General features: G+C 71.2%; 21 protein-coding genes. 10 read left to right on the top strand and 11 right to left on the bottom strand.

The genetic code is table 11. The annotated features are described in order from the left end of the window. Positions 1–330 precede the first annotated feature (330 nt). The 5 genes from OG289_RS07360 (at position 331) to OG289_RS07340 (ending at position 7,895) form a co-directional block, all read left to right on the top strand. Positions 331–2,031, top strand: a complete 1,701-nt coding sequence (locus OG289_RS07360; RefSeq protein ID WP_327313193.1) for a trypsin-like serine peptidase — start codon at positions 331–333, stop codon at positions 2,029–2,031. A 4-nt stretch (positions 2,032–2,035) separates the two neighbouring features. Further along, positions 2,036–4,168, top strand: a complete 2,133-nt coding sequence (locus OG289_RS07355) for a tetratricopeptide repeat protein (RefSeq protein WP_327313192.1) — start codon at positions 2,036–2,038, stop codon at positions 4,166–4,168. A 108-nt stretch (positions 4,169–4,276) separates the two neighbouring features. Beyond that, positions 4,277–5,692, top strand: coding sequence for a VWA domain-containing protein (locus tag OG289_RS07350; RefSeq protein ID WP_327313191.1), 1,416 nt, complete (start codon positions 4,277–4,279; stop codon positions 5,690–5,692). Continuing rightward, positions 5,689–6,651 (top strand): hypothetical protein, encoded by a 963-nt coding sequence (locus OG289_RS07345; protein WP_327313190.1) that lies wholly within the window; start codon positions 5,689–5,691, stop codon positions 6,649–6,651. The genes OG289_RS07350 and OG289_RS07345 overlap by 4 nt, the downstream gene beginning before the upstream one ends. Before the next feature lie 8 nt (positions 6,652–6,659). Next, positions 6,660–7,895 carry an ABC transporter substrate-binding protein gene (locus OG289_RS07340; RefSeq protein WP_327313189.1) on the top strand — a complete coding sequence of 412 codons (1,236 nt, stop codon included), beginning with the start codon at positions 6,660–6,662 and terminating at the stop codon, positions 7,893–7,895. A 47-nt stretch (positions 7,896–7,942) separates the two neighbouring features. Here OG289_RS07340 and OG289_RS07335 read toward each other — a convergent pair whose 3' ends face one another. From OG289_RS07335 to OG289_RS07305, 7 genes are all read right to left on the bottom strand, one after another. Next, positions 7,943–8,668, bottom strand: coding sequence for an HAD family hydrolase (locus OG289_RS07335; RefSeq protein WP_327313188.1), 726 nt, complete (start codon positions 8,666–8,668; stop codon positions 7,943–7,945). Positions 8,669–8,676: 8 nt separating this feature from the next. After that, positions 8,677–9,498: a DeoR/GlpR family DNA-binding transcription regulator gene (locus OG289_RS07330; RefSeq protein ID WP_327313187.1), complete on the bottom strand. Its 822-nt coding sequence runs from the start codon at positions 9,496–9,498 to the stop codon at positions 8,677–8,679. A gap of 83 nt (positions 9,499–9,581) precedes the next feature. Next, a complete protein-coding gene (locus OG289_RS07325) occupies positions 9,582–10,616 on the bottom strand; it encodes a zinc-dependent alcohol dehydrogenase (protein WP_327313186.1) in 1,035 nt (344 codons plus the stop codon). A 25-nt stretch (positions 10,617–10,641) separates the two neighbouring features. Further along, positions 10,642–11,649, bottom strand: a complete 1,008-nt coding sequence (locus tag OG289_RS07320) for a zinc-dependent alcohol dehydrogenase family protein (RefSeq protein WP_327313185.1) — start codon at positions 11,647–11,649, stop codon at positions 10,642–10,644. Beyond that, entirely contained in the window at positions 11,646–12,530 is an 885-nt protein-coding gene (locus tag OG289_RS07315) for a carbohydrate ABC transporter permease (protein ID WP_327313184.1), read from the bottom strand. The genes OG289_RS07320 and OG289_RS07315 overlap by 4 nt, the downstream gene beginning before the upstream one ends. After that, positions 12,527–13,486 (bottom strand): carbohydrate ABC transporter permease, encoded by a 960-nt coding sequence (locus OG289_RS07310; RefSeq protein WP_327313183.1) that lies wholly within the window; start codon positions 13,484–13,486, stop codon positions 12,527–12,529. The genes OG289_RS07315 and OG289_RS07310 overlap by 4 nt, the downstream gene beginning before the upstream one ends. 80 nt (positions 13,487–13,566) lie before the next feature. After that, positions 13,567–14,919 carry an ABC transporter substrate-binding protein gene (locus OG289_RS07305; protein ID WP_327313182.1) on the bottom strand — a complete coding sequence of 451 codons (1,353 nt, stop codon included), beginning with the start codon at positions 14,917–14,919 and terminating at the stop codon, positions 13,567–13,569. Positions 14,920–15,175: 256 nt separating this feature from the next. On the opposite strand from OG289_RS07305, the gene OG289_RS07300 reads away from it, so the two are divergent. After that, entirely contained in the window at positions 15,176–16,162 is a 987-nt protein-coding gene (locus OG289_RS07300; RefSeq protein WP_327313181.1) for a carbohydrate kinase family protein, read from the top strand. 10 nt (positions 16,163–16,172) lie between these two features. Here OG289_RS07300 and OG289_RS07295 read toward each other — a convergent pair whose 3' ends face one another. The 4 genes from OG289_RS07295 to OG289_RS07280 all read right to left on the bottom strand — a co-directional run bounded on the left by OG289_RS07295 (position 16,173) and on the right by OG289_RS07280 (position 21,689). Further along, the gene (locus tag OG289_RS07295) at positions 16,173–17,690 is read right to left on the bottom strand and encodes an FGGY-family carbohydrate kinase (protein ID WP_327313180.1); all 1,518 of its coding nucleotides are present in this window, start codon (positions 17,688–17,690) and stop codon (positions 16,173–16,175) included. Positions 17,691–17,904: 214 nt separating this feature from the next. Beyond that, positions 17,905–18,375: a MarR family winged helix-turn-helix transcriptional regulator gene (locus OG289_RS07290; RefSeq protein ID WP_327313179.1), complete on the bottom strand. Its 471-nt coding sequence runs from the start codon at positions 18,373–18,375 to the stop codon at positions 17,905–17,907. Positions 18,376–18,543: 168 nt separating this feature from the next. Then, positions 18,544–18,876, bottom strand: coding sequence for a metal-sensitive transcriptional regulator (locus tag OG289_RS07285; protein WP_327313178.1), 333 nt, complete (start codon positions 18,874–18,876; stop codon positions 18,544–18,546). Further along, on the bottom strand, positions 18,873–21,689 hold the full coding sequence (locus OG289_RS07280) for a heavy metal translocating P-type ATPase (RefSeq protein ID WP_327313177.1): 2,817 nt from the start codon (positions 21,687–21,689) through the stop codon (positions 18,873–18,875). Before OG289_RS07280 ends, OG289_RS07285 begins: the two co-directional genes overlap by 4 nt. 203 nt (positions 21,690–21,892) lie before the next feature. Between OG289_RS07280 and OG289_RS07275 the strand changes: the two genes are divergently transcribed. The 4 genes from OG289_RS07275 to OG289_RS07260 all read left to right on the top strand — a co-directional run bounded on the left by OG289_RS07275 (position 21,893) and on the right by OG289_RS07260 (position 24,142). Continuing rightward, complete coding sequence (locus tag OG289_RS07275; RefSeq protein ID WP_327313176.1) at positions 21,893–22,153, top strand: SHOCT domain-containing protein; 261 nt, start codon at positions 21,893–21,895, stop codon at positions 22,151–22,153. Positions 22,154–22,206: 53 nt separating this feature from the next. After that, entirely contained in the window at positions 22,207–22,446 is a 240-nt protein-coding gene (locus OG289_RS07270; protein ID WP_327313175.1) for a DUF2933 domain-containing protein, read from the top strand. Positions 22,447–22,979: 533 nt separating this feature from the next. Continuing rightward, positions 22,980–23,381, top strand: coding sequence for a cupredoxin domain-containing protein (locus tag OG289_RS07265; protein ID WP_327313174.1), 402 nt, complete (start codon positions 22,980–22,982; stop codon positions 23,379–23,381). An 89-nt stretch (positions 23,382–23,470) separates the two neighbouring features. Then, positions 23,471–24,142, top strand: coding sequence for a class I SAM-dependent methyltransferase (locus tag OG289_RS07260; RefSeq protein ID WP_327313173.1), 672 nt, complete (start codon positions 23,471–23,473; stop codon positions 24,140–24,142). Positions 24,143–24,312: the final 170 nt, after the last annotated feature.

The raw sequence follows: 24,312 nt of genomic DNA, 5'->3' as shown, positions 1-24,312 counted from the left end.
GCCGAACGTGGCCGAGCGCGGGGAGTCGGCCGGCCACGACAACGCCGGAGACCGGTGTACCGGGCGCCGCCTCCACGACCTGATCCGCGGGCGGACGCGAGGCCGGTGGCGCCGTGCGGATCGGGCGGACACGCAGGACCTGGAGCTCGCCGACTTCGCCGTCCCGCGCTTCGCGGACTTCGTCATCGTCGACCTCCTGGAGCCGGTGCCCATCTCGGCGCCTGACCGGCAGGCCCGACGCCGGAGTCCGGATCGCGGCACGGCCATGCCGGAGGCGGCAGTCGGCGACAACTCGGGCGCATGGGGCGGGAGTTGCCATACTGTGGAGAGATGGCGCTGCATCACCACAGCGAGAACCCCTGGCGGGTGAGGGTGGACGACGAGGGCGGAACTCCCTGCGGTGCCGGGGTGCTGCTCGACGACAGACACGTGCTGACCTGCGCGCACGTCGTCCGGTACGCCGGAGCGCAGCCGGAGGGTACCGCGGCCCGGGTGCGGATCAGGAGCGTGGCGTGCGGTCCGGAGTGGACGCGCGCCGCGCGGGTGGTCCCGGGATCGTGGGTGCACGAGCACGGCACACGGCGAGGTGATGTGGCGCTGCTCGCACTCGAGGAGCCGGTCGACTGCGGAACCAGGACCACCCTGTGGAAGGTGCCCATCTCCGGCGGCAGGGTGCGGGTGTACGGCTTCCCGCAGGCCGAGCCGTACGGCATCGGGACGGACGCGGAGCTGGCGGGTTCCGGCTGGCGGCAGAGCGAACGGGTGCTGCTGAGGCAGATACGCACCGGCGATCCATGGATCCAGCCGGGCTATTCGGGCGCCGGGGTGGTGGCACTGGACGGCGAGTTCGAAGGGAGGGTCATCGGCATCGTGGTGGCCGACTACGCCGACGGCGACGCCAGGGCGGCCTGGATGCTGCCGACCGAGACACTGCTGACCCACCTGCCGAGCATCAGGGAGTTCACCGGCGGGCACCGCGCCGACGAACTGGGTCCGTCCGGAGGCGAGTTGCCCCAGGACGTGCTGGGCGACCCGCTGCGGCTCGCCCTGACCCAGGAACTCACCCGGCTGCTCGACGGCGGCTGGTCGGGCACCGTCGTCGTCGGCACGGACGCCTCGGTCGGGGCGGGTTCCTCGTGGCTGGTGCGTCTGGTGCGCACGGCCGATCCGGCCGCCCGGGCCGCCGTCTCCGACGCCGAGCTGACCGGGGCGCCGGGCGACACGGTCCTCGGGCTGGGCTCCATCGACGCGGCCTACGACGCCTGCGGCAAGTCCGTCGCCGAGGTGCGCGGCTATCTGTTGGGCCGGTTCGGGCTCCGTGCGGAGAACGACCGCGAGGCGGTGCGTCAGCTGGTGCGCCGCAGACCGCCCGCCTGTCTGGTGGTGGGTCGCGTCGACCGGGCCGCCGACCCCGCCGCACTCGTACGGGACCTGCTGGGGCCGTTGGCCGTCCGGGCCCGCTCGCGCGGCCTGCGCCTCGTCCTGGGCTTCGAGGACCGGCCGCCCGCCGATCTCGCCCATGACGTGTCCCTCGACCCCGCACCGATCGTCGGGTCGGCCTTCAGGAGGGTGACCTCGGCGCAGGTCCAGACGGTCGTCGGGCAGCTCGCCGCCGAGGAGGAGGCGGCGGCCCGGCTGCGGACGCGGTGGGGAGAGAAGTTCTTCGCCACGCCACGGCTGCCGCACAGCGCCGCGCCCCGCCTGCGGGTCCGGCTGGCCGTCGCCCGCACCACCGAGCCGAACCCCGAACTCGCCGCGGTCCACGACCGCGCCCTGGAGGCCCGCGCCGAGGTCGCCGGGTTCGACCGCGCCCTGCGGCGGCTGGTCCAGAGCCACGAGGACCTCAGTACGAGCCTGGAACTGCACCGCGTGCGCGCCGCGCGCTTCTTCGGTGACGAGGACCGGCGGCTCGCCGAGCTGCACGCTCCCGCCGCCCGTGCGCTGCAGACCGTACCGATTGACCTCGCGGCCGCCCGCACGCTGGTCAGGCGCTACACCGACGAGGTCAACCGCCGGATAGACGAAGGGTGACGCCGTGCCCCTGTGCAACCGCCCCGACTGCGGCCTGGGCGAGATCGACGAGCAGGGCTTCTGCCCGGAGTGCGACCGGCAGCCGTTGCCGCAGGAGCGTGCCGCGTCCCACCCCGGCGCGGCCGGTCCGGCGCAGGGGGTCAGCGTCGGCGTGGCGCAGGTGCGCCCGGACCCCTGGTACGGCCTCGGCCTGATCGATGCCGACCATGCTCCCGAACCCCCGGACGTACCGCTTCCCACGGCGGGCCCGGTCCCCGAGGAGCACCGCTTCTGCGCGAATCCCGTGTGCCGGCAACAGGTCGGCCGGGGGCACGGCGACGAGCCGGGCCGGATCGCGGGATTCTGCGCCCACTGCGGCACCCGCTTCGACTTCGCCCAGCCCCACGGCCTCACCATCGCCGGGCGCTACGACGTCGAGCGCGTCCTCGGCTCGGGGGCGTACGGAGCGGCGTACCTCGCGCACGACCGGAACCTCGAGACACAGGTGGTCCTCAAGGCCCTGAACAGGTCGGTGGCCAGGACGGCCGAGCACGAGCGGGACGTGCTGGTCGGGCTCCGGCACGACAGCATCGTCCGCATCCTGGGCTACGAGCCCGAGGGGCCGCACCTCGTGCTGGAGTACGTCCCTGGCGTGCCGCTCTCGGCACGGGACGGCGACCGGCTCGAGACGCTCCTCGCGCACGGCGTCCGCGTCCTCCAGGCGCTCGACTACCTGCATGCCAGGGGTCTGCTGCACTGCGACGTCAAGCCCCTGAACATCATCCGGTTCCGGGAGGAGGGCTCCGCGGGCGCCGCCCGGCCGCTCGACCGGGTCCGCCTCATCGACTTCGGCGCGGTGCGGTCCCAGGAGGAAGCCGGGCCGATCGTCGCGTACACCGAGGCGTACGCGCCCCCGGAGGGCGATCCGGAGTACCTGAAGCCCACTGCGGGCTTCGACCTGTACGGACTCGGGAAGACGCTGCGAGAGGTGTGCCGCTCGCACCGGACCGACCGTGCGGCGCCCGGAGTCGACTCGCTCGAGCTGCTGCTGGACCGCGCCACGGACACCGCCGTGCCCCAGCGGCGATTCGTTTCGTCACGTCAGTTCGGGGAGCAGCTCAGCGGAGTGATCCGGCAGATCGTGGCTGCGCCGCCGACCCGTCGGCAGGTGGCCCGTCCGTCGGCGTTGTTCGGCTCGATCACCGAGCCGCTGCACGGCGGGCTGGGGGTGCCGCGGCCGCTCGATCACTGGGTTCGCGCGGGCGTGGCCGGGGACACCCTGCTGATCATGCCCGCCCCGTTCTCCTGCCCCCGGCCTCCGGACATGGCGGCGGCGCTCCCCACGCCCCTCTCCGATCCCGACGATCCCCGTGTCGGCGACTCGGCCGGGAACGCGCTGGCCGAGAGCAGGCTCGCCCTGCGCCGAGGCGACGTGACACTGGCCGGGCAGGCCCTCGCCCGCGCGGGCCTGCCCGACTGGCACTGGTTGCACGCCTGGTACTCCGGTCTGATCGCGCTGGCGCGTGAGGACGTGCCGAGAGCCGTCGGCCACTTCACCGAGGTACGACGAACGCTGCCGGGCGAACTGATCCCACAGCTCGCGCTCGGCCTGTGCGCCGAGTTCCGCGGCGACAGCGAGGCCGCCCGCTCGCACTACGGCACCGTCTTCGACACCACCCCCGCGATCGGCGCGGCGGGCTTCGGACTGGCCCGTGTGCACCTGCTGGCCGACCGGCGCGCGGAAGCGGTGGCCACCGCCGAGCGCCTGACCCAGGAATTCCGCTACGAACGCGAGGCGCGCGTCGCGGCCGTACGGCTGCTCGTCACGGTCCTCGCACACCCGGCCGTCACCTCGCCGACCGAGGGCGACCTGGCACGGGCCCGCGCGGCGCTGGACGGTCTCCACGCGGACGACGCCGCGGCCACCGGCCTCGGGGCCGAGATCGAGTACGCCGAGTTCCAGCGCACCCAGGACCGGCTGAGGCTGTCCGAAGCGGTCCGCGGGCTCGGCGCGCACGCTCCCACCGAGCGCGAGTACGTGGCACTGGTGGACCTGGCGAACCGGCTGCGCCCGGTGCTGGCGTGGAGGTGGCGTGGCCGCCGCGGCCGAACCGGTCATTCCCGTTTCGGAGTCACACCCGACACGCTAAGCTCCTGACCCGCTACGCAGGGACAAACAGGGGACGCGCAGCGACACGCGGGACACAGTCAGGTGGTGCCGGTGGGGGACAGTCCGCCATTAACAGGGCTCAGCTTCGAAGTGGACGTGGACGCACCGTCCGATCTGGCCTACGACGAGACACGCGCGGACGCCCTCGTCACCGTCAGGGCGCGTTCCGCCGCCGACGCGGTCCCGCGGACGCGGGCCGCCGAGATCCTGATCATGGACAAGTCGCTGTCCATGGCCGGCCGCGGCAAGCTGGACGAGGCGAAACGCGCGATGTGCGCGGCCGTCGACACCCTGCGGGACGGGACGCTCCTGGGGATCGTCGCGGGCAACCACAAGGCCGACGTGGTCTACCCGACCACGGGCGGCCTCGCGCGCGTCGACGCCGCGGCCAGACAGGAGGCCAAGAGTCGGATCGTCGGCCAACTGGCCGAGGGCGGCACGGCGATCGGGCAGTGGCTGGCCTGCGCCGACCGGCTCTTCGCGTCGGTGACGTCCCCCGGCACCGTGCGCCACGCCGTGCTCTACACGGACGGCAAGGACGAGCACGAGACGCCCGAGCAACTGGGCGGCGTGCTCCAGAAGTGCACCGACCGGTTCGTGTGCGACGCGCGGGGACTCGGCGAGGACTGGAACTACGCGGAACTGCTGCGGATCACGGAGGCACTGCACGGCAGCGCCGAGGCCGTCGTCACCGTGTCCGACCTCACGCAGGACTTCACCCGGATCATGCGGCAGGCGCAGCGCATCGTCGTGGCCCGCGTCTACCTGGGCCTGCGCCTCAACGAACGGTTCCGGCTGGGCTTCGTACGCCAGACGCGTCCCGTGGAGGCGGAACTGACGGCCCGTCAGAGTCATGGCGACGAGATCCACGTCCCGCTCGGCTCCTGGCCGCCCGAAGCCCGCCAGTACCAGGTGTCGCTGCGCTTCGACCCCGAGACGCTGACCGTCGAGGAGAACCTGCGCGCCGCCCGCATCACACTGCACGCGGAACAGCCCGACGGAACACGCGTGCCGTGCTCCGAGCCCCGGGCCATCGTCGTACGGCGGCGGGCGACACCCGGGTTCGGCATCCCGCCGTCCGCCGACCTCACGCGGGTCGAGAACGAGCACGAGCTGGGCATGGCGATGAGGGCGTGCGCCGACGCCCAGCAGAGGCGGGACTTCGAACGCGCGGACCGTGAGCTGCGCATCGCGGTGGGACTCGCCGAGGAGCTCCGGGACACCGCGCGCATGCGGCTGCTGCGCTCGGTGTCGGTCACCGGCACCGACGGCAGGCTGCGGGTGCGCCGCGACGCCCCCCGCGGAGAGGTGCAACGACTCGGGCTCGAATCGACCAGGACCGCTGCCCCACCGGTCGACCCGGTCGAACTCCCGCCCGCCGACGGCATGTCCACGCGCGGCTGCCCGCGCTGCGGCGCGACGACATCGGCACGCTCCGCCAGGTTCTGCGAGAACTGCGGACACCGCTTCGACGAACCGGCGACGGACGGTGCTCCGGTGGACGCCTCGTGAGCACAGCGGCCGCGCAGTCCCGGCGGTCCCTGCGGGGGACGGTGACCGGCTGGCGAACGCGGGTCCGCGCGATCCATCCGGTGCGGGTCCTGCGGTGGCTCAGAGCAGGCGTGATCGCCATGGTGCTGGCCACGGCACTGCTGTATCTGCTGGTGTCGACGCGGGCAGGCGATCAGTTGACCGCGGCGAGGCGCACCGACGACGCCATCGAGGACATCGGCCAGGCACGCAGGACGGCCATGGCGGCGGACGCGGCGCTCGCGAAGGCCGCCGGCACCGGCCAGGTCACCCTGATCGGCACGGGCACGGAGTTCGCCAACGACACCGCGCGCGTGAACACCCTCGTCACCTCGGCGGCCGAGGGCAACGCGGCCGGGAAACGGGGACAGGCCCAATTCGCCTTTCTCCAGGGCCAGTTGACCACCTGTGTACAGCTGGCCAACACGGCGGTGCGCGACTACGCGCGCAGCGGCGGGGCGGGACTGAGCTCCGCCCGTCAGGCGCTGACCGCCCCGAGCGCGCGGGAACCCGGCACGGACGACCCCATCCCGGGCACGGGCGGCCTCACGGCATCGCTCACCGACCTCGAGGACATGCAGCGCCAGGCGCTCGACGCTCAGCGTCGGTCGCACTGGCTGAACCCCGCCTACGTCTGGTCCCTGCTCGTCGGACCGACGGCCGTCATGCTCCTGGGCGTCCTCGCGACCGGCTATGTCGTGGCACGTCGGTTCCGCCGCCATGTCGGCCCGCGGTTGGTGGTCGCGCTGGTGGTCACCGCGGCGGTCGGGATCACCACCAGCGTTCTGTGCCGACACGACGCGCAGGTCCTGAGCCAGGATCCGCTGGTCGGACACTGGCTGACGACGACGCTCGCGCTGGGCCTCCTCTCGGCCGCCGCTGTGCTCGCCTACCTGGGCTACCGTCCCCGCCTCGCCGAGTACAGGTTCCCGCGGTCATGAGGACGGTCATGAGAACGCTGACGGCTCGCCTCGCGCACTGCGTCCTGGCCCTGGGGCTGGTGCTGGCCGCGGCCGGGTGCGGCGGCGGGCCGGGACACGACAGGGTGACGATCATGGTTCCCTGGTCCGGCAACGAGTTCCAGGCGTTCTACTCGGTCGTCAAGGCGTTCGAGGACGACACCGGCATCCAGGTGGACGTGCAGGTCACCCGCGCCCTGACCCAACAGCTCGACGCCGCGGTGGCGGCCGGGGCGCCGCCCGATCTCGCCATGCTGCCGAGCGTGGGAGCCATCTACAGATACGCGGACGAGGAAGCGGCCAAGGACCGGAAACTACAGCCGCTCCGGGTCCCCACGGGCGCCTATCTACAGCCGTTCCGCGGGCTGACGGAGGTGCGGGGCGAGGTCTACGCCGTGCCTGTCAAAGTGGACGTCAAGAGCCTCGTCTGGTTCGACCCCGCGGTGACCGGCCGGCCGTCGGCGGCCGACCTGCGCAGGTCCGGGACCTGGTGCCTGGGGCTGGAGTCCGGCCCCACCTCCGGCTGGCCGGGCGCCGACTGGATCGCCGACATACTGCTCGCACAGGGGAACGGCGACGCCTACCGGCAGTGGCTCTCGGGCAGTCTGGAATGGAACTCGCCCCCGCTCAAGGAGGCGTGGACCACCTGGCGGAACCTCGTGGGGACCGGCGTCAAAGGCGCGGCCGTCCGCAACTTCGGCGAGGCGGCCGCGGGAATGACCACGAAACCCCGCACGTGCTCCCTCGCGCACGGCGCGCTGTCCGCCATGGGTTTCAAGCAGGGGCAGAGCCACGACTACGTGACGTCCTCCGCGACCCGCCGACTGGAGGTCTCGGCGGACTTCGTCGGCATGTTCACCGACGACAATCCGAGCGCCGAAGCCTTCATCGCCTACCTCGCGGAGACGGAGGCCCAGCAGTCCTGGGTGAACCAGGGAGAGGGCTCCGCGTTCTCCGCCGACAGCCAGGTCACCCGCTACGACGACGCCGTCCAGCAGCGGATAGCCGGCATGCTCCGGCCGGACTCCGGTTACACGCTGTGCTTCGGCGCCGCCGACGCGATGACCCCCGACGTGTCGGCCGCCTACTATCGGGCCGTCCTCGACTATGCGACCGCCGGAACGGCGGATCCCACCGATCTCCTCCGCGATCTCGACCAGGTCCAGCGGAAACTGGGGAAATCCCCCGTCCCCTCCGACAAGCTCTGCGCCAGACTGACGAGTTGACCGGATTCCCTGCTCACGCGTGTCCGCCGGAACAGCGGACACGGCTCTCAGGGCACGAGTCGCAGTACGTCCGCCAGACCGCGCTCACCGGTGCGGTGTTCCGCCGGCAGGATGTAGGTGCGCAGACCGCAGGCGGCGGCGCCGCCGTCGCGGACCGGGTTGTCGCCGACCATGAGGGTGGCGCGGGGGGCGGCACCGAGGTCGGCGCAGGCTTTGAGGAACAGGTGGGGGTCGGGCTTTTCGCGGCCCTGCTCGTAGGAGATGACACAGGTGTCGATCAAGTCGTCCAGCCGGTGGTGGGCGAGGTGGGTGCGCAGGTCCCAGGCGAAGTCGCTGACGATGGCGATGAGCAGCCCACGTTCGCGCAGGGCCCGCAGGACCGGTTCGGTGTCGGGGTAGGGGATCCAGGCGTCCGGGGCGGTGAGTTCCCGGTAGGCCGCCTCCTCCGCGCCGCGCAGGAAGTCCACCCGCTCCCACCATCCCCACATCGCGCGGCGGTGCTGTGCGGAAGAGAGGTCCCGGCCTTCCTGGACGGCGACGACGGCGGGCAGCCGGAAGGCGGTCCGCAGCTGGTCGGCGATGCCGGCCACCGCGCCGGGCTCGTTCAGCACGGCGAGGCGGCCGGAGGCGGCGCCGACCCGGCGCAGCCACGTCTCCAGGTCGATCATCTGGAAGAGGGTGTTGCTGAAGTCGAAGAGGACGGCCTGTACCGGAGGCACGGGCGCCGCCATCTCGACGTCGCTGGGCCGGTAGGCGCTCGGTGTTTCGAACAAGGCGTGGATCATGGGGAGGGCTCTTCGGGTTCGACCGTCTCGACCTCGACCGTCTCGACGTCGACTCCGAGGTCGCGCATGGCCTCGAGTTCCGCGTCGGGCGTGCCGGTGTCGGTGATGACGGTGTGGTAGTCGGCCACGGTGCCGTACGCGTACGTGGCGGTCTTGCCGAACTTCGAGTGGTCCACCAGGAGCAGCGCCTGTTCGGCGGAGCCGAGCATGGCGAGCTTCACCTCGACGTAGTCGTTGACGGGGTGGAAGAGCCGGCCCTCAAGGACGGCCGTGGCCGACATCAGGGCGAGGTCGGCCCGGATCCGGGACAGGGCGCGGGTGACGGTGGGGCCGGTGCAGGAGTTGAAGTCACCGCGGTAGTGGCCGCCCAGCAGGGTGACGCTCACGCCGGCCGCGGACCCGAGGCGCTGTGCGAGGCCGACGGAGTTGGTGACGACGTGGAGCTGGTCCACCCGGAGCAGCGTGGGGACCAGGGGGAACAGGGTGGTCGAGTCCTCCATGAGCACCGTACTGCCCGGCCTGATCCGGTCGGCGACGGCGGCGCACAGCGCGTTCTTGGCCGCGAGGGCGCTGTTCTCACGGAAGCGGGTGGCCGTCTCCATGGTGAGGGCGGGGAAGGCGACGGCCCGCCCGCGCTCCTTGCGCAGCAGATGGCGCCCGGCGAGGTCGTCCAGGTCCCGGTGCATCGTCATCAGACTGACGTCGAAGTGCCGGGCGAGGTCGTCGATGCGGGTCTCGCCGTGTTCGGCGACATACCGCAGCACGGCCTGACGCCGCTCCTCGACGGCGGCCTGTGACAGTCGCGTACGGGCGGTCACAGCGCCCCTCCTTCCCGATCGCTCCGGTCTCGCAGTTTCCCACACGGGCCGGTGCGGGCCTGGGCCCGTCCGGCTTCCGGGGCCTATGGGCCCTCCACAGTGACCAGCACCTTGACGTGCTGGGGGTCGGCGGATGCGGCGAAAGCCTTGGCGGCGTCCTCCAGGGGGTAGGTGGCGGTGACGATCTCGGCGGTGTCGACGGCGCCCGAAGCGATCAGCGCCATCGCGGTGCGGTAGTCGTCGCCGGTGTACATCAGAGTGCCCTCGATGCGGATCTCCCGGTCCTGCACCAGGTCGAGGCGGACGGGGGTGGTCCCCGCGGCTCCCACTCCGACGACGATGATCGTGCCGCCCTTGGTGACCAGGTCGGTGGCCTGGGCGATGGACTGTTCGCGCGCGACGCAGTCGAAGACCACGTCGACCGGTCCGCCGAGCGCCTCCCGGGCCTGGTCGGCGAGGTCGGCGGCGTCGGCGGGCAGGGCCGAGTCGGCTCCGAGGCGCAGGGCGCGATCCCGCTTGCCCGGCAGCAGGTCGGTGACGGCGATCTTCGCGGCGCCCGCGTGCCGGGCGGCGGCGAGGACGAGCAGACCGATGGGCCCGGCGCCGAGCACGGCGACCGTGCGGCCGGTGAGGTCCCCGGCCTTCGCCACGGCGTGCACCGGGGTGGCCAGGGGCTCGACGAGGGCGGCCTCGATGTCGGTCATGCCGTCGGGGACGCGGTGGACGCGGTCGGCGGGGATGGTGAACAGGTCGGTCATGGCGCCGGGCGTCTGGCAGCCGAAGACCTTCAGTTCCTGGCAGATGTTGTAGCGGCCGGAGCGGCACTGCGGGCACCGGCCGCAGTACAGGTTGGGCTCGATGATCACCCGGTCGCCGGTCGTGAAGTCCTCTGCTCCCTTCCCTGCCGCGACGACGACGCCGACGGCCTCGTGACCGGGGCGGTAGGGAAGGTCGATGAAGGGGTGGTGGCCGGCCGCCGCATGGGTGTCGGAGCCGCACACCCCGACGACCGTGGCGCGTATGAGGAGTTCGTCGTCCCCGGGGACGGGGGCGGGCACCCGTTCGAGGGTGATGTCGTCCAGGGAGCGGACGAGGACGCGGCGGATCTGGTGGGCCATGGGGGAGTCCGTTCGGTTCGGGCGTTCACGCGGGGGCGAGGCCGGGCTGGATCTGGATCTTGCGGCCGACGCCCGCCTGGAAGCGGGCGACCGCGTCCGGGAACGCCGCCAGGGGGAGGCGGTCGCTGATGAAGACGCGCGGGTCGATGACACCGGTGGCGAAGAGGTCCGCCGCGCGTTCGAAGCTGTGCAGGACGGCCATGGAGCCGGTGATGGTGATCTCCTGGTTGTAGATGCGGTACGGCGAGATGGTGGCCGTCGTCGCGTAGTCGGAGACCCCGAACTGCAGGTACGTGCCGCCCCTGCCGACCCGCCCGAGGGCGTCCTGGATGGCGGCGGCGTTGCCGGTCGCGTCGACGACCAGATCCCAGCCGTAGCGCGGCCGGTCGAGCTCGTCGGCGGACGCGGCAGCGGCGGAGCAGCCCAACTGCCATGCCGTGGACAGACGTTCGGCGTTGACATCGACGACGTCGACGCTCGCGGCGCCGGTGGCCTTGGCGAGCTGGAGCATCATCAGGCCCATGGTTCCGGCGCCGTAGACGAGCACGCGGGAGGCGAGGCGGCTGCGCAGGACGTCGTAGCCGCGGATGGCGCAGGACAGCGGCTCGATCAGGGCCGCGTCCTCGGCGCGTACGCTGTCGGGCAGGATCGTGCAGTTGGCGACGGGGGCGGCCACGAACTCGGCGGCGCCGCCCGGGTGGGTGACCCCGATCGCGCCCCACCGTTCGCAGAGGTTGTTGCGGCCGGTGCGGCAGTAGTGACACTCGTTGCAGTACAGCGACGGGTCCACGGCGACCTGGTCGCCGATGGCGAGTTCGGTGACCTCGCTGCCGAGGCCCACGACCTCTCCGGCGAACTCGTGGCCGGGGATGATGGGCAGCTTCGGTGCGAACTCGCCCTGGAGTATGTGCAGATCGGTCCCGCACAGACCACAGGCCGCGACCTCGACGACGACCTCGCGCGCGCCGGGGACGGGGTCGTCGACAGTGGCGAGTTCGACGCTGCCGGGCCGGGTGATGACGGCCGCCTTCACTTCACGGCTCCCAGGGAGAGGCCGCGGACGAGTTTGTCCTGGGCGGCGAAGCCGGCGATGAGGACCGGCAGGGAGACCAGGGTGGCGGCGGCGCAGAGCCGGGCGAGGAAGAGGCCTTCGTTGGTGATGAAGCCGACGAGGAAGACCGGGGCGGTGGATGCCTGGGTGGCGGTGAGGTTGACGGCGAACATGAACTCGTTCCAGCTGAAGATGAAGCAGATCAGCGAGGTGGCGGCGAGTCCGGGCATGGCGACGGGTGCGACGACCCGCCACAGCACGGTGAGCAGGCCGGCGCCGTCGACTTCGGCGGCCTCGAGGATCTCCTTGGGGACCTCGGCGAGGAAGGAGCGCATCATCCACACCGCGATCGGGAGGTTCATGGCGGTGTAGAGGATGACGAGTGTCCATACGTTGTCCAGCATTCCGGCGTCCTTGACGATCAGGTAGACCGGCAGCAGGGCGGCGATGGCGGGGAGGAACTTGGTGGACAGGAAGAAGAACATCACGTCGGTCCACTTCTGGACCGGTTTGATGGACAGCGCGTAGGCCGCGGGCACCGCCAGGGCGAGCACGAGCAGTGTGGAAAGGATGCTGGCCATGGCCGAGTTGAGGAGGAAGGGGGTGATGTCGCGGCTGAACAGCAGCTTGTACTGGTCGAGGGTGAGCGGGGCGAAGGGGGTGGGCGGGTTGGTGGCGGCGTCGGCTTCCTGGTGGAAGGAGGTGAGGACCATCCACGCCACCGGTGCGAAGAACGCCAGCGTGGCCAGCCAGGCGGTGAACGTCCACAGCGGTGAGAGTTTGGGTGCACTGCCGTGGTCGTCGCCTCGGTGCAGGAGCTTCTTGAACCTGGCGCCGGGTGCGGCGAGGGCTGCGTGAGTCATCGGGATGCCTCCTCGCGGAAGAGTGATGCGATGGTGCGCAGTGCGAAGGTCGCGATCACGATGGCGCCGAGGACGACGACGACGCCGGCGGCGGCCGCCTGGCCGTATTCGTACTTGCGGAACATGGTCAGGTAGATCTCGTAGGGCAGGTTGGTGGTCTGTGAGCCGGGGCCGCCCTGGGTGATGGTGTAGACCGCGTCGAAGGTCTGCACGATGTAGATCGTGCCGAGCAGGACGCCCAGTTCGATGTACTGGCGCAGGTGCGGCAGCGTGATGTGCCGGAAGGTCGCCATCGCCGACGCGCCGTCCATGCGGGCCGCTTCCAGGACGTCACCGGGCTGGGCCTGCAGGCCGGCCAGGAGGATCAGCATCATGAACGGCGTCCACTGCCACACCAGCGAGAGGACGACGGCCGGCATGGGGTAGGAGGAGATCCAGTCGACGGTGGGGCCGTTGTCCGCGCCGAACAGCCGGTAGACGGTGTTCAGGGTGCCGTTGAGCAGGCCGTAGTCGGGGTTGTAGAGGGCGTGTTTGAACAGCAGTGCGGCCGCGACCGGCATGACCAGGAACGGTGCGATGAGCAGGGTGCGGGCCAGGCCGCGGCCGGTGAAGCGGCGGTCGAGCAGCATCGCCAGACCCAGTCCGAGGACGACGCTGAGGAGCACCACCGACGCGGTCAGGACGATGGTGTTGAGGACGGCCGTGCGCAGCCGTTCGTCGGTGAAGACGAACGTGAAGTTGTCCAGGCCGACGAAGTGCCTCTCGCCCGGCTTGAGGATGTTCCACTGGAAGGTGGAGATGACGAGGGTGGCCACGAACGGCAGCTGGGTGACGGCGATGGTGAAGATCAGTGCCGGCAGCAGCGGGATACGCCGCTTCCACTTGGCTGTGCCCGGGGATTTCCGGGGCCGGGCGGGTGGTGGTGCGGTCTTGGGTGGTGCGGTGAGCGTGGTCATGAAGGGTTTCCTCTGCCGGTGACGGCCGGGGTGGGGGAGGCGGTGCCCGGCCGGCGACGGGGCCGGCCGGGCGGTGAAGGTCACTTCTGGTAGTTCTTGGCGACGTCCTCGGCGAGCTTCTGGCCGTCGTCGAGGGCCTTGTCCACGGATGTCTTGCCGGCGATGGCGGCGGAGATCTCCTGGGTGACCTTGGTGCCCAGGTCCTGGAACTCGGGGATCGCCACGTACTGGATGCCCACCGTCGGCCTCGGCTGGACGCCGGGGTTGGCCGGGTCGGCCTGCTCGATGGACTTCAGCGTGATGTCACCGAACGATCCGGCGGCCTTCTGGTACTGGGGAATGGCGTAGGTGCTGGCCCGCTTGCCGGCCGGGACACGCGACCAGCCCAGCTTGGCGCCGACCAGGTTCTCGTACTTCTTGCTGGACGCCCACAGCATGAACTTCGAGGCCGCGTCGGCGTTCTTGGTGGTCTTGGGCATGGCCCACGCCCAGGCCCACAGCCAGCCGCTGCTCTTGGTCTGTACGGTCGGCGCGTAGGCGTAGCCGACATGGCCGGCGATCTTGCTGGAGGCGGGGTCCTCCAGCGACCCGGCCGCGCTGGTCGCGTCGTACCACATCGCGGCCTTCTTCTGGCTCAACGCGTTCAGGCACTCGGTGAACCCGGCCTGCGGGGCGCCCGCCTCACCATGCTGCCTGACCAGGTTCACGTAGAAGTTCGTGGCCTTCTTGAACGCAGGGCTGTTGACCTGCGCCTTCCAGTCCTTGGTGAACCAGGTGCCGCCGAAGGTGTTGACCACACTCGTCAGCGGCGCCCCCAGCTCACCCCAGCCGGCCAGTCCGCGCAGGCAGATGCCCTTCATACCGGGCTCGGCGCCGTCGACCCTGGCCGCGATGTCGGCGATCTGCTGCCAGGTCGGATGCTCGGGCACCGTGACGCCCTTCGCCGCCATGACGTCCTTGTTGTACATGAGCATCGAGGACTCGCCGTAGAACGGCAGGGCGTAGAGCTTGCCGTCGGAGCCCGACAGCGACTGCACCATCGGCTTGAGCAGGTCGGCCTTGTCGAAGCCGGTGTCCTTGTCGGCGTAGGAGCCCAGCTCGTGCAGCCAGCCGTTCTTGGTCCAGATCGGTACCTCGTAGGCGCCGATGGTGGCGACGTCGTACTGGCCGGCCTGGGTGGCGATGTCCTGGGTGACCTTGTCACGCAGCTCGTTCTCGGGAAGGACCGTGAAGTTGACCTTGATGCCGGTGTCCTTGGTGAACGTGCTCTTGGTCAGCTTCGCGATGTCCTCCATCTGCGGGTTGCCGACCATCAGCACATTGATGCTCTTGCTGCCGCCCGAAGACCCACCGGCTCCAGCTCCGGAACAGGCGGTGGCGAGCAGGGCTGTGGCGGCGGCGCCGGCGATGAGGGCGTATCTGGTCGATCGCATGTGACGGGGGACCTCTCGTGCGGTTCGTCGGGACCTCGACTGAGGTTCGGCGGGGGGAGGAGGGGTGTGGATGCGTCCCTGGGGAGTCGGGCGCGTTTCGATGGCGGAATTATTAGCAGGAGAGTGCGCCGTTGTTAACACATCTTGCGATAAAAATTCTCAGGACTTAACGTTGCGGCGTCCTTGTGGGGGCGATGGGGCTCCACCGAACAGCCCCGCCCCCCGCCGTGTCGCCGCCCCTCCCCGAGGAACCCGCATGAGCGCCAGACCGGAAACCGCAGAGCAGCCCGCCGTCGTCGTCGCCGGAGACGCGCTGGTCGACCTCACTCCCCTCCGCACGGCCGACGGCGCCGCGGCCCTCCAGCCGCGCCCGGGCGGCTCCTGCCTCAACGTCGCCGTGGGCCTCGGCCGCCTGGGAGTCCCCACGGCGCTGCTCGCCCGCCTCTCCGACGACCACTTCGGCGATCTGCTGCGCGCGCACCTCGCGGCATCCGGCACCCGCCTCACCCATGTGCTGCCCACGTCCGACCCCACCACCCTCGCCGCCGTGCACCTGCGCGAGGACGGGTCGGCCACCTACTCCTTCCACGCCGGCGACGCAGCCGACCGCGGACTGCGCCCCGAGCACCTCGCCGCCCTCCCGGACGGCGGCGCACTGCCCCCGGACACGGCACTGCACCTCGGCTCGCTGGGACTGCTCCTGGAACCCCTGGCCTCGACCCTCGACGGACTGCTGCGCCGGGAGGCCGGCCGGCGGCTGGTGTCCCTCGACCCGAACGTGCGGCCGGGCCTGGTCACCGACCGTGCCGCCTACATCCGGCGGTTCGCCGAGTGGGTGGCGCTGGCCGACGTGGTGAAGGCGAGCGACGAGGATCTGGCCTGGCTCCACCCGGGGGAGTCCTACGAGGCGGTGGCGGACCGCTGGCTGGCGTCCGGGGCGGGGCTCGTCCTCATCACCTTCGGGGCCCAGGGCGCCTGGGCCGTCGGCCGCCACGCCGACGTGCACGTGCCCGCCCCGGCGGTCGATGTCGTCGACACGGTGGGAGCCGGCGACGCCTTCACCGCCGGGGTGCTCGCCCACCTGCACCGCACCGGGCGACTCAGCCGCGAAGGCGTCGACAGCCTCGAGGCCGGCGAGCTCTCCCGGCTGCTGTCGTACGCCGTGGAGATCGCGGCAGACACCTGCACCCGCGCGGGCGCCCAGCCGCCGTACCGCCGCGACGGGGTGCCGTCCCCGACGTAGGGCTTCGTTCTCACTCGGCGGTCCCGGGCGCGTCCAGGCGGCCCCAGACCGGTCCGAGAACCTCCAGCGCCTCCCGGTACACCTCGTACGCCTCGTCGAGTACGACGACCCGGTCGGCGTGGGGTTCGTGACGTCTGAGCACGGCGGCTTCGGCGCGCGGGTCCGTCACGCCGTCGAGCAGCCCGACTGCGGTGGCGGCGAGCAGGGCCGCTCCGCGGGCTGCGCTCTCCCGCACGTCGGTCACCACGACCGGCCGCCGCAGGGCGTCGGCGAACATCTGGCTCCACACCTCGCTGTGCGCGGCACCGCCGGTCAGCCGGGCCGCCGCCCCGCTGATCGGCAGCCTGGAGCAGAGCGCGTCGACGTGCCAGCGGTGATTGAGGACGACCCCTTCCATCAGGGCGCGCAACAGGTGGCCGCGGTCGTGCCAACCGCGCAGGCCGAGGAACGTCCCGGACGCGGGACGCGGGTGCGGCGAGCCGTAGACGAACGGGTGGAACAACACCTCCGACGGGCCGCCGAGGTGGGCCTCGACCTCACGGCCGATCGCCTCGTGGACGCCGTCCCGCTGCTCGGCCGGTGCACCCGTGACCCGCAGGAACCACTCCAGGTTCGCCACCGAGGCGGGCGAGGTGGACATGGTCATCCACTGCCCCGGGCGGACGAAGTGACGGACCTGCCAGCGCGGATCGACGACGGGGTGCTCGCCGACCACCTGGTTGATGCTGAACGATCCGGCGATCAGGCACAGTTCGCCCGGCGTCGTGCCGCCTACCCCGAGCGCGGCGGCGTCGACGTCATGGGCGCCCGTGACCACGGGCGTGCCCACGGTGAGTCCGGTGAGCGCGGCGGCCTCGCGGGTGACGGTGCCGCTCACCGCGTCGCAGGCCAGGACGGGCGGCAGCAGGTCGGCGAGTGCGCCGAGGCCGTACAGGCCGAGCAGTTGCGGCGAGTAGCCGCCACGCCGCATGTCGGTGAACGAGGCACTGGCGTCCGTGGGATCGGTGGCCACCGCGCCCGTCAGCCTCAGGCGCAGCCAGTCCTTGCAGGACAACAGCCAGCGGGCCTGCTGAAGCACCCCCGGCTCGTGGCGGGCGAGCCAGGCCAGCAGGGCGGCCGGGGAACCCGAGAAGGGAACCGTGCCCGACCACTCCAGGGACCGGGACCAGACCGGACTGCCTCGCCACTCCGCCAGCACCGGTTCGGCACGGGTGTCCATCGCCACGATCGCGGCCCGTACCGGCCGGCCCCGCTCGTCGACGGCGTACAGGCCGTCGCCGTGCCCGGCCAGCCCCACCGCGGCGACGTCCCGCCCCGCGTCCGGTCCCGCTTCGGCGAGACAGGCGGCGATGGCCCGGTGCGCCGTCCGCCACACGTCGTCCATGTCCCGCTCGACCCAGTGGGGGTGAGGGCTGGTCAGCGGCAGCGTGCCGCTGCCGTGCGCCACCGGCCGCCCCGTGGCGTCGAACAGCACCGCCTTGGTCACCGTGTGTCCCGCGTCGAGACCGAGCACCAGTTCACGCGCCACCGCTCACACCCGCCCCGGCTCGCGGGCGTCGACCGGAGTCGTCGTGTCCCCGGCGCGGTACGTGGTGAGCGTGACGTCGTCCAGCGAGCGCCCGGGCCTGTCCACGGCATACCTCCGCTCCGATCGTCCCACGTGCCAGGTCGCCCATGGCTTGAAGGCGCAACGGCGCAGAAAGGCTATTTAATTGATGCTTCAAGTCGTCACGCTTGACACTTCAAGTCAGCAAGCTACTTTTAAGTTGAATCGTCAAGTTATCTCGCGAGGGCCTTCGGTCGAGCCGCACACCCCGCGCCGCGACCGATGGTGTTGTTGATGCGGCGACCGATGTCCCGCAGGTGCTTCTGCTGCGCTTTGTCAGTGGGTCGAAGATCGGGCGGCGCACCTCGGCGACATGACCGGGTGCGGCTTCGACGACCTTCTGCAGGCCTTTGTCGGTGAGGATCGCGCGGGTGTAACGCCCGTCGGCCGGATCCGGGACGCGGTAGACCCACTCCCGCTGCTCCAGACGCTTGACCACATGGGACAGGCGGGAGAGCGACCCCTCCGCGAACAGGGCCAGTTCACTCATCCGCAGGTTGCGCTCCGGCGACATGGAGAGCCCGGCCAGCACCTGGTACTCGAAATGGGTGATCCCTTCATCCCGTTGGAGCTGTGCGTCCAACGCGGCCGGAAGGCGCAGCAGCATCCGGGCGAGGACCAGCCAGGCCTCGTCTTCCTCTGGTTCAGCCAGCGGGGCTCTTCGTCGCTCGTGCGCCGACGCTGACTTGAAACATCAAGTCAGCGGCAGGGGATCCCCGGGAGGGGTGAGCGAGGCGTCTGGGCGGCGAGAGTGAAAGACCCACCGCCCCGGTGGTCACAGACGCAGTGCGCGGCGCAAGGTGTCGGTAAGTTCTGCGAACTTGTCGTCAGCTTGCGCGGGGTCGGTTCGGGCGGCGTCGGTGACGCAGCCACGCACGTGGTCGTCGAGGAGGTTGAGGGCGACTTCCTGCAGGGCCCGGGTGGCGGCGCTGATCTGAGTGAGGACGTCGACGCAGTAGCGGTCGTCGGTGACCATGCGGGCGATGCCGCGTACCTGGCCTTCGATCTTGTTCAGGCGGGCCAGGTGGTCGCCCTTGTGGCCGGCGCAACCCGGTGCCCGGGTGTGCTGCCCGTGAGCGTCGCGCGGGGTTGCCGGAGCAGTGGTCATCGGTGTTCGCCTCCCTCGTGCGTACCGTCGGTCGTGGGGGTGGTGTAGCGGTCCGGGGCGGCGTCGAACGTGGCGGCGCAGTGGGCGGAGCAGAAGTGGTAGGTGCCCCTCTCGGTGTGCCGGTGCTCGGCGGCGGTCGCCTTGTCCACCTGCATGCCGCACACCGGGTCCGCGACGATGCTGTCGCTGTTTTCCTGGGATGCGGCGGGGTGGTGGTGCCCATGGTCCGCCGTGGTTGCCGTGCTGCCCGCCGGGGTTCGGTCGGCGGCGGACTCGACACGGGGCTGGACGTGGGCGGGGCGGGCTTCGGGCAGCGGCTGGGTGTGCCAGCGGCGCAGCCGGGAGGCGTTGGTGACGACCGACAGGGAGCTGAGCGCCATCGCTGCGGCGGCGATGATCGGGCTGAGGCGGATGCCCCACAGCGGGTACAGGGCGCCTGCGGCGAGGGGGACGCCGACGGCGTTGTAGACGAGAGCGAAGAACAGGTTCTGCCGGATGTTGCGCATGGTGGCCCGCGACAGTCGGATCGCGGTGACGACACCGGTCAGGGAGCCGGATATGAGGGTGATGTCGGCGGCTTCGATGGCCACGTCGGTGCCGGTGCCGATCGCGAGGCCGACATCGGCGGCGGCCAGGGCCGGGGCGTCGTTGATGCCGTCGCCGACCATGCCGACGGTGCGGCCCTCGCCCTGCAGTCGGCGGATCTCGTCGGCCTTGTGCTCGGGCAGCACCTCGGCCAGCACACGGGTGACACCGACTTGAGCGGCGATCGCGGCAGCGGTACGGGCGTTGTCACCGGTGAGGATGACCACCTCGATACCCAGGCGCTGCAGGGCCCCGATCGCGGCGGCGGAGTCGCCCTTGACGGTATCGGCGACCGCCAGGACCCCGGCGGGCCGCCCGTCGACAGCAGCAAGGACCGGGGTCTTGCCTTGCGTCGACAGGCCCGCCGCGACGGACGCCAGGGCGGAGGTGTCGATGCCCACGTCGTCGAGGAGCCGAGCCGTGCCGACCAGCACGGCGTGGCCCTCCACGGTGGCCTGGACACCCTTGCCGGTGACCGAGTCGAAGCCGGACGCCGCAGGCGGGTGAAGGCCACGGTCGCGGACGCCGGCGGTGATGGCCTGGGCGAGGGGGTGTTCGCTGTCGGCCTCGGCCGCGGCGACCAGGCGCAGCAGTTCGACTTCGTTGATTCCTTCGGCGGTGTGGACGTCGGTCAGCACGGGCTTGCCTTCTGTGACTGTGCCGGTCTTGTCCAGGACCACGGTCTCCAGCTTGTGGGCGGTCTCGAGGGCTTCGGCGGAGCGGATCAGGATGCCCGCCTGGGCCCCCTTGCCGGTGCCGAGCATCACCGACAGCGGAGTGGCCAGGCCCAGCGCGCACGGGCAGGCGATGATCAGGACCGCGACCGCGGAGACCAGCGCCAGGGTCAGCGCCGGTGACGGACCGAGGGTGAACCAGACCGCGAACGTGCCGATCGCGACAGCGATGACCGCCGGCACGAAGTACGCCGACACGGCATCCGCGAGCCGCTGGATGGGGGCCTTGGACGCCTGGGCCTGCTGCACCAGGCGGATGATCTGGGCGAGCATCGTGTCCGCGCCGACCCTGGCCGCCCGGACCCGCAGGGACCCGGTGCCGTTGACGGTGGCACCGATCACGGTGTCCCCCGCGTGCTTGGCGACCGGCATCGGCTCGCCCGTGACCATGGACTCGTCCACCGCGGAGGAGCCGGCGATCACCTCGGCGTCCACGGGGATCTTCTCCCCCGGCCGGATGACGATCTCGTCCCCGACCACGACGCCCTCCACCGGGACCTCCGTCTCGGCACCGCCCCGCACCACGCGCGCGGTGCGGGCCCGCAGGCCCAGCAGGGCGCGGATGGCCTCACCGGTGCCGGCCTTCGCGCGGGCCTCCAGCAGCCGGCCCAGCAGGATCAGGGTCAGGATGACGCCGACGGCCTCGAAGTAGACCTCGCGTACGTCCTCCGGCAGCAGGCTGGGGGCAAGTGTGACCAGCAGGCTGTAGCCGTAGGCGGCACTCGTACCCAGGGTGATGAGGCTGTTCATGTCGGCGGCGCGATGGCGCAGGGTCAGCCAGCCCGTCACATGGATCGGCCACCCCGTGTAGAACATCACCGGCGTGATCAGCGCCAGCTGCAGCCAGTGGTTCAGCATCCAGCCGGGCACCCAGTCCGCGCCGAAGAGTTCGTGCGCCATCACGGCGAACAGCACCGGGGCGGTGAGCACCGCACCCGTCAGCACCCTGCGGGTGAGGTCCTTGATCTCAGCCTGCCGCTCGGCGGCGTCCGCGGCCTCCGCCTCGGCCGCCGTCCGTTCCTCACCCGCTGACGGAGGCCCGCCGGTTGAAGCAGCGGCTGCGGGGGGAGTGGCGGCCTTGGCTTCGGCGCCGTCCGGGACGGGTGGTGCGGGGCCTTCCGCGGGTTCGACCAGCAGCGTGCCGTGGATCATGTTCATGCCGCAGGAGAAGCCGAAGGAACCCGGCCGGTCCGGGCTCAGTCGCACAGTCGTACGGGTGTGGGCGGGCAGGCCCGCACCGACCCTGAGATCGGGGAAGACCACGCGGGAGGTGCACTCGCCCGCCTCCTGCCGGTCGAAGACCAACTCCACCGGCGTGCCCTGGCGAACCTTGATCACGTCGGGGCTGTAGCCGCCCCGCACTGTCACTTCCACCCGCTGCACGCCGCCTTCCAGCCGGGCGGCACCGGCCCGGCGCGGCCCGAAGAAGTACCAGCCCAGCACAGCGACCAGTACGGCCGAGGCCAAGACCACAACGACATCGACGGCACCCATGGGCTTCTCGCCTCCCTCGGTGGGTCACTCCAGCCTGCGCTCGGCTACCCCTGCCGGGTAGGGGCTGAACGGCCCACCTGTCCTGGACCACCCAGCCCCAGACCGCCACACCAGGCAGAGGGACGATGTAGGTGAAGGCGAGAAGTCCCCAGGGAGCCCATCCGGCCCCCCGGTCGTCGATAAGCCGAAGCAGGTGAGTGGCGATGATGTTCTGGTACGACCACGACGTCAGCGGATGGGGCTGGTTCGCGATGTCGGCCGGCATGATCCTGTTCTGGGCGCTGATCATCACAGTCGCAGTGCTGCTCTTCCGCGCCCTCAACAGCCCGCACGAGCACACCCACACCCCCGCCGCGCCCACGCCCGAGGACATTCTTCGCGAGCGGCTGGCCCGCGGTGAGATCGACGAGGAGGAATACCGGCGCCGCCTGACCACGCTGCACGCCGGCCCCACCAAGACCTGAAACCCCGGCCGCCCCGGTTGCGGCCCACAGCCCTCGGCTGAAGGAGGCCCGTCATGAACGACAAGCGGAACTACGGCATGTACGCGCTTGCCGCCGCGATCGTCGTCGTCGGCGCCCTGATCGTCGGCGCGTCCCTGCAAAGCCTGGTCTGGCTCGCCCTCGTGGCCGCCTGTCCGCTGATGATGTTCTTCATGATGCGCGGCATGCGCGGCGGACACGGCCAACACCGTGACGGCCAGGACGAAGACCCACTGCGCAAGCACGACCACCACAGCGGCCCCGGTCGGGCCTGACCGGCCCGGGCCCGAAGGGGTGAGTGCCATGGCGCCCGCGATCGCATCGCCGGCCGGGACGCTGATCCTGGCAAGGCATCGTCCATGGCCTCATCGGCGTCCTGCTCGGCCCGCTGTTCGGTCGCGTCGGCGGAGTGCTCATCGCCTTTCTTGTGCCCTTCATCGACCTGGGCATCGAACAAAGCCCCATGCTCCGCCCCGCCCGGCTGGGCACACGCCCTGCCCGGTTACGGCGCCACCCGCGTCCTGATCGACGCGGCTCTCACCCCCACCTTCGACGAAACCGGCCCCCGCTCATCGCTTTCGCCTGGCTGACCGGGCTCATCGTCGCCGCGGCCGTCCTCTTCCGCCGCACCGCCACCACGCCCAGGTAACACCCACTGCCGGACGCAGACCCCACCCCCGTGGGTGAGCAGGCGCAGCAGACGGCGGTACGACCCGCCCAAGCACCGCCAGTGAGAGCGAACCTGAGTGCGGCCGCCGGTCGGTGGCCGCGCCGACCCCGTAGTCCCCGCCCGAAAGGCACCCCCCGCATGACATTCACCCCACTGCACCGGGGCCGCACCGCTGCTGCCCTGGCGGGCGCCTGCACCCTGCTCGCCCTGGCCGGCTGCTCGAATGGCGGCAACGGCAACGGCCCAGCCAAAACCAGTGCCCCGCCCGCCGCAAGCAGTGCCGGCCCCGCCGCGGCGCGCATCGTGATCGAGAACTTCGCCTTCAGCCCGGCGAACCTTCGCGTACGCCCCGGAACGAAGATCACCGTCGTCAACCGCGACTCCGCGGCGCACACCGTCACCGCCGGGGACAAGACGTTCGACACCGGAAGCATCGCAGGCGACGCAACGGCCACCTTCACCGCACCGTCCGCACCCGGCGGTTACTCCTACATCTGCACCATCCACCCGAACATGAAGGGCACCCTCACCGTTGGCTGACACCAAAGCGGCAAGCCCGCGCGCCCAGCCCGGCCCAGGCCATGCCCCATGACGCCGTGAGCCCCGCAGAGAAGAGTCGGTGACAATCCATGCCCCAGCAGACGAGGCCACCCATCCGGTCGCGCCCGGTCTTCGCGCGCTATTACAGCAAGGTCGCCGGTCCGGCTCTGGAGAAGGCGGGCGTCACGGAACACCGCAAGCGCCTGCTGGCGGGCCTGTCCGGCCAGGTCATCGAGATCGGTGCGGGCAACGGGCTGAACTTTCCCCATTACCCGGGCACAGTGACCCGACTCCTTGCGGTGGAACCCGAGCCCCACCTACGTGAGTTGGCCGTCCAGAGCGCCCGCTCCGCTGCCGTTCCCGTTCAGGTGGTGGACGGACGGGCCGAGCAACTGCCCGCCGAGGACGCCTCGTTCGACGCGGCCGTCGCCTGCCTGACCCTGTGCTCGGTCGCCGACCCACATGCTGCGCTCGCCGAACTCCACCGGGTGCTGCGGCCGGGCGGACAACTCCGCTTCTTCGAGCACGTACGCGCCGACTCGCCCGCGATGCGGCGCGTACAGCGGGCCCTGGACGCAACCGTCTGGCCCCTGCTGATGGGCGCCTGCCACGTCGGTCGCGACACCCGGGCCGCGATCACCGCAGCCGGGTTCCGCCTCACCGAGGTGGAGAGGTTTTCCTTCCCCGACACCCGACTGCCCTCGCCCGCCGCCACACACATCCTCGGCACAGCTCAGCGCGAACCCCTGGACACATCGTGATCACGCCGCCCGCGGAGGGAGGTCGACGAGTCGGTGGTCACCGGCGAGAGCCTGCCGGTGCACAAGGCGCCCGGCACGCAGGTGGGGGCGCGGCGCACGTCCCCTGTCCATGGGAGTGAATGAACCTGCGGCCTCGGCGGGTCACCGACTCAGTGCCTTCATGGGCCGCC

The sequence above is a fragment of the Streptomyces sp. NBC_01235 genome (genome assembly GCF_035989285.1).
Classification (GTDB): Bacteria; Actinomycetota; Actinomycetes; order Streptomycetales; family Streptomycetaceae; genus Streptomyces.
This window is presented reverse-complemented; position numbering and strand designations above follow the sequence as displayed.

Coding starts and splice junctions, on each gene's coding strand:
- OG289_RS07360 (WP_327313193.1), top strand. CDS start 331: ATGGCGCTGCATCACCACAGCGAGAACCCCTGGCGGGTGAGGGTGGAC.
- OG289_RS07315 (WP_327313184.1), bottom strand. CDS start 12,530: ATGACTCACGCAGCCCTCGCCGCACCCGGCGCCAGGTTCAAGAAGCTC.
- OG289_RS07290 (WP_327313179.1), bottom strand. CDS start 18,375: ATGCTGCTGCGCCTTCCGGCCGCGTTGGACGCACAGCTCCAACGGGAT.
- OG289_RS07305 (WP_327313182.1), bottom strand. CDS start 14,919: ATGCGATCGACCAGATACGCCCTCATCGCCGGCGCCGCCGCCACAGCC.
- OG289_RS07325 (WP_327313186.1), bottom strand. CDS start 10,616: ATGGCCCACCAGATCCGCCGCGTCCTCGTCCGCTCCCTGGACGACATC.
- OG289_RS07270 (WP_327313175.1), top strand. CDS start 22,207: ATGAACGACAAGCGGAACTACGGCATGTACGCGCTTGCCGCCGCGATC.
- OG289_RS07300 (WP_327313181.1), top strand. CDS start 15,176: ATGAGCGCCAGACCGGAAACCGCAGAGCAGCCCGCCGTCGTCGTCGCC.
- OG289_RS07260 (WP_327313173.1), top strand. CDS start 23,471: ATGCCCCAGCAGACGAGGCCACCCATCCGGTCGCGCCCGGTCTTCGCG.
- OG289_RS07275 (WP_327313176.1), top strand. CDS start 21,893: ATGATGTTCTGGTACGACCACGACGTCAGCGGATGGGGCTGGTTCGCG.
- OG289_RS07310 (WP_327313183.1), bottom strand. CDS start 13,486: ATGACCACGCTCACCGCACCACCCAAGACCGCACCACCACCCGCCCGG.
- OG289_RS07340 (WP_327313189.1), top strand. CDS start 6,660: ATGAGAACGCTGACGGCTCGCCTCGCGCACTGCGTCCTGGCCCTGGGG.
- OG289_RS07285 (WP_327313178.1), bottom strand. CDS start 18,876: ATGACCACTGCTCCGGCAACCCCGCGCGACGCTCACGGGCAGCACACC.
- OG289_RS07280 (WP_327313177.1), bottom strand. CDS start 21,689: ATGGGTGCCGTCGATGTCGTTGTGGTCTTGGCCTCGGCCGTACTGGTC.
- OG289_RS07265 (WP_327313174.1), top strand. CDS start 22,980: ATGACATTCACCCCACTGCACCGGGGCCGCACCGCTGCTGCCCTGGCG.